The organism is Pseudomonas sp. DVZ6, from assembly GCF_024259445.1.
GTDB classification, from domain to species: domain Bacteria; phylum Pseudomonadota; class Gammaproteobacteria; order Pseudomonadales; family Pseudomonadaceae; genus Aquipseudomonas; species Aquipseudomonas peradeniyensis.
Genome location: NZ_JANCLM010000023.1, coordinates 19712 through 32918, shown reverse-complemented (window position 1 = coordinate 32918; position 13207 = coordinate 19712). Strand labels below are relative to the sequence as shown.

At 65.4% G+C, this 13207-nt stretch carries 12 protein-coding genes; 11 read left to right on the top strand and 1 reads right to left on the bottom strand.

The features are described from left to right. Window positions 1–108 precede the first annotated feature (108 nt). Genes NMG10_RS14835 through NMG10_RS14825 form a run of 3 tightly spaced genes read left to right on the top strand, consistent with a single transcriptional unit; the run spans window position 109 to window position 2562 of the window. Entirely contained in the window at window positions 109–1128 is a 1020-nt protein-coding gene (locus NMG10_RS14835) for an aminoglycoside phosphotransferase family protein (RefSeq protein ID WP_254464608.1), read from the top strand. Then, the gene (gene murU, locus NMG10_RS14830; protein ID WP_203649931.1) at window positions 1125–1796 is read left to right on the top strand and encodes an N-acetylmuramate alpha-1-phosphate uridylyltransferase MurU; all 672 of its coding nucleotides are present in this window, start codon (window positions 1125–1127) and stop codon (window positions 1794–1796) included. Before NMG10_RS14835 ends, murU begins: the two co-directional genes overlap by 4 nt. Window position 1797: 1 nt before the next feature. Beyond that, complete coding sequence (locus NMG10_RS14825; protein WP_203649933.1) at window positions 1798–2562, top strand: TerB family tellurite resistance protein; 765 nt, start codon at window positions 1798–1800, stop codon at window positions 2560–2562. 63 nt (window positions 2563–2625) lie between these two features. On the opposite strand, the gene NMG10_RS14820 is transcribed toward NMG10_RS14825, so the two are convergent. Then, complete coding sequence (locus NMG10_RS14820; RefSeq protein ID WP_254464607.1) at window positions 2626–3624, bottom strand: alpha/beta hydrolase family protein; 999 nt, start codon at window positions 3622–3624, stop codon at window positions 2626–2628. A gap of 95 nt (window positions 3625–3719) precedes the next feature. Here NMG10_RS14820 and NMG10_RS14815 point away from each other — a divergent pair, with 95 nt between their 5' ends. From NMG10_RS14815 to NMG10_RS14780, 8 genes are all read left to right on the top strand, one after another. Continuing rightward, on the top strand, window positions 3720–6107 hold the full coding sequence (locus NMG10_RS14815) for a transporter substrate-binding domain-containing protein (RefSeq protein ID WP_203649937.1): 2388 nt from the start codon (window positions 3720–3722) through the stop codon (window positions 6105–6107). A gap of 9 nt (window positions 6108–6116) precedes the next feature. Further along, on the top strand, window positions 6117–6749 hold the full coding sequence (locus tag NMG10_RS14810) for a response regulator transcription factor (protein WP_203652578.1): 633 nt from the start codon (window positions 6117–6119) through the stop codon (window positions 6747–6749). Window positions 6750–7009: 260 nt separating this feature from the next. After that, window positions 7010–8122, top strand: coding sequence for an ABC transporter ATP-binding protein (locus NMG10_RS14805; RefSeq protein ID WP_203649939.1), 1113 nt, complete (start codon window positions 7010–7012; stop codon window positions 8120–8122). Window positions 8123–8162: 40 nt separating this feature from the next. Beyond that, on the top strand, window positions 8163–9194 hold the full coding sequence (locus NMG10_RS14800; protein WP_254464606.1) for an ABC transporter substrate-binding protein: 1032 nt from the start codon (window positions 8163–8165) through the stop codon (window positions 9192–9194). A 217-nt stretch (window positions 9195–9411) separates the two neighbouring features. Continuing rightward, window positions 9412–10659 carry an ABC transporter permease gene (locus NMG10_RS14795; RefSeq protein WP_186731676.1) on the top strand — a complete coding sequence of 416 codons (1248 nt, stop codon included), beginning with the start codon at window positions 9412–9414 and terminating at the stop codon, window positions 10657–10659. 11 nt (window positions 10660–10670) lie between these two features. Next, entirely contained in the window at window positions 10671–11498 is an 828-nt protein-coding gene (locus NMG10_RS14790; RefSeq protein WP_028689019.1) for an ABC transporter permease, read from the top strand. A 176-nt stretch (window positions 11499–11674) separates the two neighbouring features. Continuing rightward, window positions 11675–12349: a ribulose-phosphate 3-epimerase gene (rpe, locus tag NMG10_RS14785; RefSeq protein ID WP_028689018.1), complete on the top strand. Its 675-nt coding sequence runs from the start codon at window positions 11675–11677 to the stop codon at window positions 12347–12349. Continuing rightward, on the top strand, window positions 12346–13164 hold the full coding sequence (locus NMG10_RS14780) for a phosphoglycolate phosphatase (RefSeq protein ID WP_203649947.1): 819 nt from the start codon (window positions 12346–12348) through the stop codon (window positions 13162–13164). Before rpe ends, NMG10_RS14780 begins: the two co-directional genes overlap by 4 nt. Window positions 13165–13207 lie beyond the last annotated feature (43 nt).

Sequence of the window (13207 nt, the reverse complement as noted above, 5' to 3'; positions counted from 1 at the left end):
GCCATCTGCCCGCGTGTGGGGGCCGCACGCCTCTCGATGGTCTGAAAAAGATGCTGGATAATAAAGCATGACCCGCTTGACGGCTAGGGCCGTCGGAGAACCCTTGTAATGCCCGATCACGATGTACGCCTGCAACAACTGACCGCCTGGCTTGCCGGGCAACTGGAGAGCCTGTTCCTTAGCAACGCCTGGGGCGAAGTGCCCCCCGGCAGCCTGACCGCCGCCAGCAGCGATGCGAGTTTCCGTCGTTATTTCCGCTGGGAGGGCGCTGGCCACAGCTTCGTGATCATGGATGCGCCGCCGCCGCAGGAAAATTGCCGTCCGTTCGTCGATATCGATCACCTGCTGGCCACGGCGGGCGTGAACGTGCCGGTCATTCATGCCCAGGACCTGGAGCGTGGTTTCCTGTTGTTGGGCGATCTGGGCCGTCAGACATACCTGGACATCATTGGTTCGGACAACGCTGACGCACTGTTCGCCGATGCCATCGATGCGCTGCTGGCGTTCCAGCGCCTGCCGATGGACGCGCCGCTGCCCAGCTATGACGTTGCCCTGCTGCGCCGCGAGGTGGAGCTGTTCCCCGAGTGGTACGTGGGTCGCGAGCTGGGACTGGGCTTCAGCGAAGCACAGCAGGCCACCTGGCAACGGGTCAGCCAGGTGCTGATCGACAGCGCCCTGGCCCAGCCCAAGGTGCTGGTGCACCGCGACTACATGCCGCGCAATCTGATGCAGAGCACCCCCAACCCAGGCGTGCTGGACTTCCAGGATGCCGTCTACGGCCCGGTCACCTACGACATCACCTGCCTGTTCAAGGACGCCTTCCTTAGCTGGCCGCAGGCGCGCGTGGAAGGCTGGCTGCGTGGTTATTGGGAGAAGGCCCGCGCCACCGGCGTCCCGGTGCAGCCTGAGTTCGAGGCGTTCCACCGTGCCAGCGACCTTATGGGGGTGCAGCGCCACCTCAAGGTCATCGGTATCTTTGCCCGCATCTGCCACCGTGACGGCAAGCCGCGCTATCTCGCCGACGTGCCGCGTTTCTTCGCCTATATAGATGAAGTGGTCGCTCGCCGTCCCGAACTGGCCGAGCTGGGGCAACTGATTGCCGAGCTCAAGGGCGAGGCGCGTTCATGAAGGCGATGATCCTGGCGGCAGGCAAGGGCGAGCGCATGCGCCCGCTGACCCTGCATACGCCCAAGCCACTGGTGCCCGCGGCCGGCAAGCCGCTGATCGAATACCACCTCGAGGCACTGGCCCGCGCCGGTATCCGTGAAGTGGTCATCAACCACGCCTGGCTCGGCCAGCAGATCGAGGACCACCTGGGCGACGGCAGCCGTTTCGGACTGAGCATCCGCTACTCCCCGGAGGGCGAGCCACTGGAAACCGGTGGCGGGATCTTCAAGGCGTTGCCGCTGCTTGGGGATGCGCCGTTCCTGCTGGTCAACGGTGATGTCTGGACCGACTACGACTTCACAGGCCTGAATGCTCCCCTGCAAGGGCTGGCGCACCTGGTGCTGGTGGACAATCCCGGCCATCACGGCCGTGGCGACTTCCGCCTGGCGGATGGCCAGGTGAGCGATGGTGACGAAGCGCCGGGAACGCTGACCTTCAGCGGCATCTCGGTGCTGAGTCCGGCCCTGTTCGAGGGTTGCCAAGCCGGCGCGTTCAAGTTGGCCCCGCTACTGCGCAAGGCCATGGTCGAGGGGCGGGTGAGCGGTGAGCACTATCGTGGCCACTGGATCGATGTCGGCACCCTCGAGCGCCTGGCCGATGTCGAGCGCCTGATCGGCGAGCGTGCCTGACATGTGGTGGCCGAGCACAGTGATTGGTGCCGGTGCCGGTTTCGCCGTGGCCAGCATCCCAGGGGCATTGCTGGGGGCGTTGCTGGGACAGGCCATGGATCGGCGCCTGCGACTGCAGGGTTGGGAGGATGTGCGCGAGCGCCTGGGTGGGCGCCCGGCGCTGCGTGACGAGGAACTGCTGTTTGTCCTGCTCGGACGCCTGGCCAAGAGCGACGGCCGGGTGCTCGAGGGGCATATCCAGCAGGCGCGTCAGGAGATGTCGCGGCTGGACCTGGCCGAGCCTGCGCGGATGCGGGCGATTGCCGCGTTCAACCGCGGCAAGTCGGGCAAGGGCCGGCTGGGTCACTACCTGCGCCGGATCAAGCTGCAGCCTCACGCTGCCGAGGGTACCCTGCGTGCCTGTTGGCGCATGGTCTGGGCCGACGGCAAGGCAGGGCGCCAGGAGCGCGACCTGCTGTTGGGCTGGGGGCAGCAGTTGGGGCTCAGTCGCAACCAGGTGCAGGCCATGTCGCTGGAGTATGAACCGCGCAAGTCGGCGGTCGAGGGCGGTGCGATGACCTATGCCGCAGCGTTGAGGCTGCTGGGGGTGGAACCGGATACCGAGGCGGACAAGGTCAAGCAGGCCTACCGACGTTTGCTCAGCCGACATCACCCGGACAAGCTGGTGGGCAGTGGCGCCAGTGAGGCCAAGGTGCGCGAGGCGACCGAGCATACCCGCGAGTTGCATCAGGCCTATGCCATGATTCGCAAGCGGCGCGGGCTTTAGGTTTGCCATCGCAGGGCAAGCCCGCTCCCACGTTGTTGGAGTTGGCTTGTCCCTCGATACGCGTCACTCTTCCTTGGGCTTCAGCCAGCCGCGTACCCTGCGCAGCAATTGCTCCTGCTCGGCGGCCTTGTTGCCTGGAACGACCATCAGCGACAGCTGCCGGTACTGGCTGTTTTTCTCGCGCTTGCTGGCTTGCAGGCGTTGTTGGGCAGCCAGTCGATCCTGGCTGCGGGTTGTGTAGTACAGATCAGCCGTTGGTACTTTCAGGATCGGCGTCAGGCTCAGCAGGTCGTGCTCCACCCGCGCCGGCGTCTGTGCGGCGACCATCACCAGTTTCTGCACCTGGGGCGGCTGCTTCTCGCTGAGGTAGCGCGCGGCCCAGTACGCGCCACTGCCGTTACCCAGCAGCACGATGCTGCGCGCTTTCTGCTGCTGGGCATAAGCCACGGCGGCATCGAGGCGGGCGAAGATGCGTTCGGCATCCTCCTCACTGGTGTGCTGGTCGGCCTCGACCGCGTCGGTGCTGTCGGCTGCGTCCGCCTCGGGCGCGGTCGCCTGGGCGACATTGGCATTGGCGTCTGCTGGCGTGTCCTTGGCTGGAGCCGACTCGCCTTCTTCCTTTTTCGGTTCGACCACCGGCTTGGCTTCGACCCGGGCCTGCGGGCGTTCTGCAAGCAGATCGGGCAGGCTCAGGCTCAGGGTGCTCCAGCCGACATCGGGGAAGCCACGGCGCAGCGGGCCGACGGTGGTTGGCCAGTCAGCACTTTCGCCGGCACCGGGAACAATGATCACCGCGCCTTGCGGATCGCTGTCGTTGGCCGGCTTCCACAGGGCCAGGAAGTTCTCGCCATTGGCCTGCAAGGTCTGTTGCTCGGCCTTGGGCACCTGGCGCTCAAGGGCCAGGGCGTCGTCCTGGCTGCGTTCAAGCAGCGCTGGTCGGGGAGCGGGGGCCGCAGTTTCGGCGGCATCCTGCGGTTTTTCGGCGTCGGCGGCCCGAGCGCCGAGCGGCAGGAGCGAAGCCAGGCAGAACATTGCCAGCGTCGTGCGATAAAGTGTGAACATCGATCAATCCAAGGCCAGAATCATACCGGCAGCCTAATGGTATTTGCCCGCGACGGCCACGCCAGGCGGCCGTCATTGCCAAGACGAGCGTAGAGATGAAGCGAGTGCGTTGCCTGTGGGTTATCGGCTGGTTGTGTCTACCCTTGATCGCCCTGGCAAAGCCGGAGGCGCCGCCACCCGTGGTGCTGGAACCGGCCCAGCAGCAGTGGCTGGACGAACACCGCGGCCTGCGCGTCGGCCTGGTACTGCAGGCGCCCTATGCTCAGTTCGACCGCCGACTGCAGCAATTCTACGGGGCCAACGTCGAACTGATCGACGCACTGTCCCGGGCACTGCGGCTGGACCTGACCTGGCGCGGCTTCCCGGATCAGGCGGCGCTGGAGCACGCGTTGCAGGCGGGAGAGATCGATTTCGCTCCAGGCCTGACGCAGACACCCACCAGCCTGCGGCTGTGGTTGTTCAGTGACCCTTACATGCGTGTGCCGCAGTTGGTGGTGGGGATGCGCAGCGGCGCGGTGGCCGTGGAGCTGGAGAAGCTGACCGCCAACGAACGGGTGGCGGTGCGCATGCCGGGCTCCCTGGCGGACTACCTGCGGAGCAACTACGGCAACCTCAACCTGCAGGGCGTGCCCAACGAGCGGGAGGCGCTGCAGCTGGTGTTGGGTGGGCAGGCCACCTTCGCCGTGCTGGACGAGGCGCAACTGAGTCGGTTTTCCCGCGAAGGCGAGTTCGCCGACCTGGCGGTAGTGGGTGACATCGGTTTGCCGCAGTTGCTGCGGGTCGGATCACGGCGCGATTGGCCCGTGCTCGCCGATATCCTCGAACGCGCCTTGCAGGCCCTGCCGGCCAAGACCCTGGAGCAGATGCACCAGCGCTGGTTGCAGCCCAAGTACCCACGCTTTTCCGAGTCCGCCGGCTTCTGGCAGAACCTCGCCTTGCTGTTCGGCCTGCTGCTGTTGTGTGCCCTGGCCACCCTGGTCTGGCAGCGACGCCAGCAGCGCGGCTTGGAACGCGGCTTGCTGGCGGCCCGCGAGAGCCTGGTGGAGCGCCAGGTGCGCGAGGAGGCCTTGCGCCTGAGTCAGTTCTCCATCGACCAGAGCACGGTGGGCATCCTCTGGGTCAACTGGGACAGCCATGTGCGCTACGCCAACCATGCCGCCGAACGCATGCTGGGCTTCGTCGAGGGGGCATTGCTGGAGCGGCCGCTGGTGGATATCGAACCGAATCTGACGATGGATCGCTGGCTGGAACTGTGGAAGCGCGCACGCACCGGGGATGGCGGCGAGCAGCAGTTTGAAAGCCAGTGCCGGCGCGCCGACGGCAGCCTGTTCCCGGTCGAGTTGTCGTTGTCGTTCCTGCGTTTTCGCGATGCGGAGTACCTGGTGGTGTTCCTCGCCGATGTCACCGAGCGCCAGCGCGATCTGGCCGCGTTGCGCGAAAGCGAGGCGCGGCTCAAGGGCATTGCCGGCAACGTGCCGGGGCTGGTGTTCCGCCTGGAGCGCGACCCGGCCGAGGGCGACCCGGAGTTCCCCTATATCAGCGAGGGCAGCGAGGCATTGGTCGGCTATACCCCGGCGGCGATCCAGCACCCGCAGATGGGGCTGCGCAACCTGGTCCACCCCCAGGACCGCGCCGACTATCACCGGGTCCAGGACCTGGCCCTGGCCAGCGACCAGGACTGGTCGTGGCAGGGCCGTATCCTCACCCGCCAGGGCGAACAGCGCTGGGCTGACATCAAGGCGACCACACGCCGCCTGGCCGATGGGCGCATGGTGTGGGATGGTGTGGTCTGGGACATCACCCAGGGCAAGCAGGCCGAGCTGGCCCTGGCCGCCTCCCAGGAGCAGTTGCGTGAGTTGTCGGCGCACCTGGAGAGCGTGCGCGAGGAGGAAAAGGCCCGTATCGCCCGCGAGGTGCATGACGAACTGGGGCAGATGCTCACGGTGCTCAAGCTCGAGGTGTCGATGTGCGAGCTGGCCTATGCCGAGCTGGACGCCGGGCTGCATGAGCGCCTGGCCAGCATGAAGCGCCTGATCGCCCAACTGTTCCAGCTGGTGCGTGACGTGGCCAGCGCGTTGCGCCCGCCGATTCTGGATGCCGGGATCGCCTCGGCCATCGAGTGGCAGGCACGGCGTTTCGAGGCCCGCACGCAGATCCCCTGCCTGGTCGAGGTCCCGGAGCAACTGCCGCCCTTGAGCGATGCCAAGGCCATCGGCCTGTTCCGCATCCTCCAGGAGGCGCTGACCAACGTCATGCGCCATGCCCGGGCGCACACCGTGCAGATCGCCCTGGTCGAGGAAGGCGGGCAGTTGCGCATGACGGTCATCGACGATGGCGTGGGGTTCGCCGTCGATGCGGCCCGGCCGACTTCGTTCGGCCTGGTGGGGGTGCGTGAGCGCGTGCTGATGCTGGGCGGCGACATGACCCTGGAGAGCGAGCCCGGCGAAGGCAGCAGCCTGAGCGTGGCGATTCCTTTGGCGTAGGAGAGAACGATCGTGATTCGAGTGCTGGTGGCGGAAGACCACACCATCGTCCGTGAGGGCATCAAGCAGTTGATTGGCCTGGCCAAGGACATGCAGGTCGCCGGCGAGGCGGGCAACGGCGAGCAGTTACTGGAGACCCTGCGCCATACCCCTTGTGAGGTGGTGCTGCTGGATATCTCCATGCCGGGGGTGAATGGCCTGGAGGCCATCCCGCGGATCCTGGCATTGAGCAACCCGCCGGCGATCCTGATGCTGTCGATGCATGATGAAGCGCAGATGGCTGCGCGGGCGCTGAAGGCCGGGGCGGCGGGCTACGCCACCAAGGACAGCGACCCGGCGCTGCTGCTCACCGCGATTCGCCGGGTTGCCGGCGGCGGGCGCTATATTGACCCGAGCCTGGCCGACCGCATGGTCTTCGAGGTGGGGTTGACCGAAACCCGGCCGTTGCACACGCTGCTGTCCGAGCGCGAGTTCTCGGTGTTCGAGCGCCTGGCCCAGGGCGCCAACGTCAATGACATCGCCCAGCAGCTGGCGCTGTCGAACAAGACCATCAGCACCCATAAGGCGCGCTTGATGCAGAAGCTCAAGGTCAACTCGCTGGCGGAGCTGGTGAAGTACGCGATGGAGCACAAGCTGGTCTGATTGCGACATGCCCGGTTTTTTGTAGGAGCAGCCCCTGGGCTTCAGCTTATATTGCCGGGGCTGCTCTGCAGCCCTTTCGCGGCGCAAGGCCGCTCCTACAAGGGAATGTGTCTGTCCTGAAAGCGCCATCCTTGTAGGGCAATCCCTACAGCAAGTCTTCCATGCGGATGATGGCAATCTCTCAGTCCCCCCGATTTTCGGGCGCTTGCGCCTCTTCTACGCTGTGCCCACGCAGTCATTCCAACAAGAAGGTGCAGGGCATGAGCGAGGCGAATTCGAACGAGACGCTGGTCAGCTTCCGAGGTGTGCAGAAGAGCTACGACGGCGAATCGCTGATCGTCAAGGACCTCAACCTGGACATCCGCAAGGGCGAGTTCCTGACCCTGCTCGGCCCGTCCGGCTCGGGCAAGACCACCAGCCTGATGATGCTGGCCGGCTTCGAGACCCCCACCGCCGGTGAAATCCAGCTGGCCGGACGCTCGATCAACAATGTGCCGCCGCACAAGCGTGACATCGGCATGGTGTTCCAGAACTACGCGCTGTTCCCGCATATGACCGTGGCCGAGAACCTGGCCTTCCCGCTGACCGTGCGCAACCTGAGCAAGACCGACATCAGCGAGCGGGTCAAGCGCGTGCTCGGCATGGTCCAGCTCGACGCCTTCGCCAAGCGCTACCCCGGACAGCTGTCCGGCGGTCAGCAGCAGCGCGTGGCCTTGGCCCGTGCCCTGGTGTTCGAGCCGCAGCTGGTGCTGATGGACGAACCGCTCGGCGCCCTGGACAAGCAACTGCGCGAACACATGCAGATGGAGATCAAGCATATCCACCAGCGCCTGGGCGTGACCGTGGTCTACGTGACCCACGACCAGGGCGAGGCGCTGACCATGTCCGACCGGGTGGCGGTGTTCCACCAGGGCGAGATCCAGCAGATCGCCGACCCGCGCACCCTCTACGAAGAGCCGCGCAACACCTTCGTCGCCAACTTCATCGGCGAGAACAACCGCCTCAACGGCACCCTGCTGGCCAGTGACGGCAAGCGCTGCCAGGTGCAACTGGCCCGTGGCGAGCGGGTCGAGGCGCTGGCGGTGAACGTCGGCCAGGCCGGCGAGCCGGTGACCCTGTCGATCCGCCCGGAGCGCGTGCGCCTGAACGGCCACAGCGAAAGCTGCGTGAACCGCTTCTCCGGCCGCGTGGCCGAGTTCATCTACCTGGGCGACCACGTGCGGGTGCGCCTGGAGGTGTGCGGCAAGGCCGATTTCTTCGTCAAGCAGCCGATCGCCGAGCTCGACCCGGCCCTGGCCGTGGGCGATGTGGTACCGCTGGGCTGGGAGGTGGAACACGCCCGCGCGCTCGATCCGATTGCCGAAGCCCATTGATGGTTTGCTTCACCAACCCTGAACTGTGGAGAGAATAATAATGCGCAAGCAGTTGAAACTGACCGCCCTGGCCCTTGGCCTGTTCGTCGCCGGGCAGGCCCTGGCGGCCGACCTGACCGTGATCTCCTTTGGCGGCGCCAACAAGGCGGCCCAGACCAAGGCGTTCTACGAGCCATGGGAGAAGGCTGGCAAGGGCAAGATCGTCGCCGGTGAGTACAACGGCGAGATGGCCAAGGTGAAGGCCATGGTCGACACCAAGAGCGTGTCCTGGAACCTTGTGGAAGTCGAGTCGCCGGAGCTGGCCCGTGGATGCGACGAAGGCATGTTCGAGGAACTCGACCCGGCCCTGTTCGGTGATGAGGCTGACTACGTACCGGGCGCCATCCAGCCATGCGGCGTCGGTTTCTTCGTGTGGTCCACGGTGATGGCCTACAACGCCGACAAGCTCAAGACCGCCCCGACCAGTTGGGCCGACTTCTGGGACACCCAGAAATTCCCGGGCAAGCGCGGCCTGCGCAAGGGCGCCAAGTACACCCTCGAATTCGCCCTGATGGCCGACGGCGTCGCGCCAAAAGAAGTGTACAAGGTGCTCGGCACCAAGGAAGGCCAGGACCGCGCCTTCAAGAAACTCGATCAGCTCAAGCCAAGCATCCAGTGGTGGGAAGCTGGTGCCCAGCCACCGCAGTACCTGGCCTCGGGTGACGTGGTCATGAGCTCGGCCTACAACGGCCGGATCGCCGCGGTGCAGAAAGAAAGCAACCTGAAGGTGGTGTGGAACGGCGGCATCTACGACTTCGACGCCTGGGCCATCCCGAAAGGCGCCAAGGATGTGGAAGAAGCGAAGAAATTCATCGCCTACACCGTCCAGCCCGAACAGCAGAAGACCTACTCCGAGAACATCGCCTACGGCCCGGCCAATTCCAAGGCCGTCCCGCTGCTGGCCGATGCGGTGAAGAAGGACATGCCGACCACGCCTGAGAACATCGCCAACCAGGTGCAGATCGACGTGGCCTTCTGGGCCGACAACAGCGAACAGCTGGAGCAACGCTTCAACGCCTGGGCGGCGAAGTAGTAGGGACACAATCCCTGATGTCTGTAGGAGCGGCCTCGTGCCGCGAAAGGGCTGCAAAGCAGCCCCCAGCATCTTGTGCATCACGGCTGAGATCCAGGGGCCGCTTCGCGGTCCTTTCGCGGCACGAGGCCGCTCCTACAGTTAGCGCGTCAAGCCTGAGGTCACCGCTGTCATTGTAAAGCGGCCTCGATGTTTCCCTGATTTCCCGGAGTTCGCCATGGCCATTGCAGTGCCCCTCAACGAAGGCGCGGGTAAAAGCCTCAAGCAGCGCCTCAAGCATGCCGAGCGGGTCAACCGCTGGAAGGCCCAGGCGTTGATCGCGCCGCTGGCGCTGTTCCTCCTGCTGGTGTTCCTGGTGCCGATCGCGGCGCTGCTGTACAAGAGCGTCGGCAACCCCGAGGTGGTCGCCGGCCTGCCGCGCACCGTCGAGGCGGTGGCGCAGTGGGACGGCAAGAGCCTGCCCGGCGAGGAGGTCTACAAGGCCCTCAGCCAGGACCTGGCCGAGTCGCGCAAGAACCAGACCCTGGGCGACCTCTCCAAGCGCCTGAACATGGAGCTGGCCGGCTACCGCAGCCTGCTGGCCAAGACCGCGCGTGCGCTGCCGTTCAAGGCCGAGCCCGCGTCTTATAAGGATGCCCTGCAAGCGCTGGACGAGCGTTGGGGTGACCCGGCCTACTGGCAGGCGATCCGCCGCAACACCAGCACGGTCACCTCTTTCTACCTGCTGGCCTCCGTCGATCACCGCATCGACGACCTCGGCGAACTGGCCAAGGCCACGCCGGACCAGGCCATCTACCTGGATATCTTTGCCCGCACCCTGTGGATGGGCGTGGTGATCACCGCCATCTGCCTGGTGCTGGCCTACCCGCTGGCGTACCTGCTGGCCAACTTGCCGACCCGGCAGAGCAACCTGCTGATGATCCTGGTGCTGCTGCCGTTCTGGACCTCGATCCTGGTGCGGGTGGCGGCGTGGATCGTGCTGTTGCAGTCGGGCGGGCTGATCAACAGCGCGCTGATGGCCATCGGCATCATCGACCAACCGCTGGAGCTGGTGTTCAACCGCACCGGCGTGTACATCTCGATGGTGCACATCCTGCTGCCGTTCATGATCCTGCCGCTGTACAGCGTGATGAAGGGTATTTCGCCCAGTTACATGCGCGCGGCGATTTCCCTGGGTTGCCATCCGTTCGCCAGTTTCTGGCGGGTGTACTTCCCACAGACCTATGCCGGTGTCGGCGCCGGTTGCCTGCTGGTGTTCATCCTGGCCATCGGCTACTACATCACCCCGGCGCTGCTGGGCAGCCCGAACGACCAGATGGTCAGCTACTTCGTCGCCTTCTACACCAACACCAGCATCAACTGGGGCATGGCCACCGCCCTGGGCGGGCTGTTGCTGCTGGCGACCGTGCTGCTGTACCTGATCTATAGCTGGCTGGTCGGCGCCAGCCGCCTGCGCCTGAGCTGAGGAGCGTTGTCATGCTGAGCCCCTACATGTCGCCCGTGGAACGGGTGTGGTTCTACAGCCTGCGCATCCTGTGCGGCCTGATCCTGCTGTTCCTGGTACTGCCGGTACTGGTGATCATCCCGCTGTCGTTCAACAGCGGGAGCTTCCTGGTGTACCCGCTGCAAGGTTTCTCGCTGCACTGGTACCAGGACTTCTTCGCTTCCGCTGAATGGATGCGCGCCCTGAAGAACAGCATCATCGTCGCCCCGGCGGCCACGGTGCTGGCCATGGTGTTCGGCACCCTGGCGGCCATCGGCCTGACCCGCGGCGACTTTCCCGGCAAGTCGCTGGTGATGGCGCTGGTGATCTCGCCGATGGTGGTGCCGGTGGTGATCATCGGCGTGGCCAGCTACCTGTTCTTCGCCCCGTTGGGCATGGGCAACAGCTTCACCTCGTTGATCCTGGTGCACGCGGTGCTGGGTGTGCCGTTCGTGATCATCACCGTGTCGGCCACGCTGCAGGGCTTCAACTACAACCTGGTGCGCGCGGCGGCCAGCCTCGGGGCCTCGCCATTGCTGGCCTTCCGTCGGGTGACCTTGCCGCTGATCGCCCCCGGGGTGATCTCCGGCGCGCTGTTCGCCTTCGCCACGTCGTTCGATGAGGTGGTGGTGACCCTGTTCCTCGCCGGGCCCGAGCAGGCGACCCTGCCACGGCAGATGTTCAGCGGCATTCGCGAGAACCTGAGCCCGACCATCGCGGCGGCGGCCACCTTGCTGATCGCCTTTTCGGTGATCCTGCTGCTGACCCTGGAGTGGCTGCGTGGGCGCAGCGAGAAGCTGAGGACCCAGCAGCCGGCCTGACTGCCGGGAGGGCTTTGCCCTCCTTTCGCGGCGCAAGGCCGCTCCTACAAGGGGTCGCGGTCTCCTGTAGGAGCGGCCTTGTGCCGCGAAAGGGGGGCCAATTGATACCAATCAGCCCTCATCCGCTTCCCTGAGTTACAATGCGCGCCACCGTGATTCTGCCCAACAGGTGCGCCATGCAGCCCTACGCTATTGCCCCCTCCATTCTGTCCGCCGATTTCGCCCGCCTGGGCGAGGACGTCGACAAGGTCCTGGCCGCCGGGGCCGACATCGTCCACTTCGATGTCATGGACAACCACTACGTGCCCAACCTGACCATCGGCCCGATGGTCTGCAGCGCCCTGCGCAAGTACGGCGTGACCGCGCCGATCGACGTGCACCTGATGGTCAGCCCGGTCGACCGCATCATCGGCGACTTCATCGAGGCCGGCGCCACCTACATCACCTTCCACCCGGAAGCCTCCCAGCACATCGACCGCTCGCTGCAACTGATCCGCGATGGCGGCTGCAAGGCCGGCCTGGTGTTCAACCCGGCCACCGGCCTGGATGCGCTGAAGTACGTGATGGACAAGGTCGACATGGTCCTGCTGATGAGCGTCAACCCAGGCTTCGGCGGGCAGAAGTTCATCCCCGGCACCCTCGACAAGCTGCGCGAAGCCCGCGCGCTGATCGACGCCAGTGGCCGTGACATCCGCCTGGAGATTGACGGCGGCGTCAACGTAGGCAATATCCGCGAGATCACCGCCGCCGGCGCTGACACCTTCGTGGCCGGCTCGGCGATCTTCAACGCCCCGGACTACAAGGAAGTCATCGACAAGATGCGTGCCGAAATGGCGCTGGCACGCGCATGAGCGGTTTCGAGCAGCTGTTCCCGGGGACACTGCCCAGGCTGGTGATGTTCGATCTGGATGGCACCCTGATCGATTCGGTACCCGACCTGGCCGCAGCTGTCGACCGCACGCTGCTCGAACTCGGGCGACCGCCCGCAGGCCTGGAGGCCGTGCGCCACTGGGTCGGCAACGGCGCCCAGGTGCTGGTGCGCCGGGCCCTGGCCGGCGATATCGATCACACCGCGGTGGACGACGAGCTGGCCGAACGCGCGCTGGCGCTGTTCATGGAAGCCTATGCCGACAACCATGAACTCACCGTGGTCTACCCCGGTGTACGCGATACCCTGCGCTGGCTGCGCAAGCAGGGCGTGGAGATGGCGCTGATCACCAACAAGCCCGAACGCTTCGTCGCCCCCTTGCTCGACCAGATGAAGATCGGCCGCTATTTCCGCTGGATCATCGGCGGTGACACCCTGCCACAGAAGAAACCCGACCCGGCGGCGCTGTTGTTCGTCATGAAAATGGCCGGCGTCAGTGCCGAACAATCGCTGTTCGTCGGCGATTCGCGCAGCGACGTGCTGGCCGCCAAGGCCGCCGGCGTCAAGTGCGTTGGCCTGAGCTACGGCTACAACCATGGCCGGCCGATCGGCGACGAGTCACCCAGCCTGGTCATCGACGACCTGCGCCTACTGTTGCCCGGTTGCTTAGTCACCGACACTGGGATAACGTTGGCGGACCTTCAAGCCCCGCAAAGCAGAGACAACAACGTGGTGGTTACCGGCAAATTCTGGATGAAAGTCATCAAGGCCCTGGCCCGCTGGCGCTGGCGCGCCTGACTCCTGCCCACCGGCGCCTGCCGGTATATCCATTTGCCCGCCC

What these genes read in the sequence shown, in the direction of transcription:
- rpe (WP_028689018.1), top strand. Translation starts at nt 11,675, where the DNA reads ATGCAGCCCTACGCTATTGCCCCCTCCATTCTGTCCGCCGATTTCGCC.
- NMG10_RS14800 (WP_254464606.1), top strand. Translation starts at nt 8,163, where the DNA reads ATGCGCAAGCAGTTGAAACTGACCGCCCTGGCCCTTGGCCTGTTCGTC.
- NMG10_RS14835 (WP_254464608.1), top strand. Translation starts at nt 109, where the DNA reads ATGCCCGATCACGATGTACGCCTGCAACAACTGACCGCCTGGCTTGCC.
- NMG10_RS14820 (WP_254464607.1), bottom strand. Translation starts at nt 3,624, where the DNA reads ATGTTCACACTTTATCGCACGACGCTGGCAATGTTCTGCCTGGCTTCG.
- murU (WP_203649931.1), top strand. Translation starts at nt 1,125, where the DNA reads ATGAAGGCGATGATCCTGGCGGCAGGCAAGGGCGAGCGCATGCGCCCG.
- NMG10_RS14790 (WP_028689019.1), top strand. Translation starts at nt 10,671, where the DNA reads ATGCTGAGCCCCTACATGTCGCCCGTGGAACGGGTGTGGTTCTACAGC.
- NMG10_RS14825 (WP_203649933.1), top strand. Translation starts at nt 1,798, where the DNA reads ATGTGGTGGCCGAGCACAGTGATTGGTGCCGGTGCCGGTTTCGCCGTG.
- NMG10_RS14815 (WP_203649937.1), top strand. Translation starts at nt 3,720, where the DNA reads ATGAAGCGAGTGCGTTGCCTGTGGGTTATCGGCTGGTTGTGTCTACCC.
- NMG10_RS14780 (WP_203649947.1), top strand. Translation starts at nt 12,346, where the DNA reads ATGAGCGGTTTCGAGCAGCTGTTCCCGGGGACACTGCCCAGGCTGGTG.
- NMG10_RS14795 (WP_186731676.1), top strand. Translation starts at nt 9,412, where the DNA reads ATGGCCATTGCAGTGCCCCTCAACGAAGGCGCGGGTAAAAGCCTCAAG.
- NMG10_RS14805 (WP_203649939.1), top strand. Translation starts at nt 7,010, where the DNA reads ATGAGCGAGGCGAATTCGAACGAGACGCTGGTCAGCTTCCGAGGTGTG.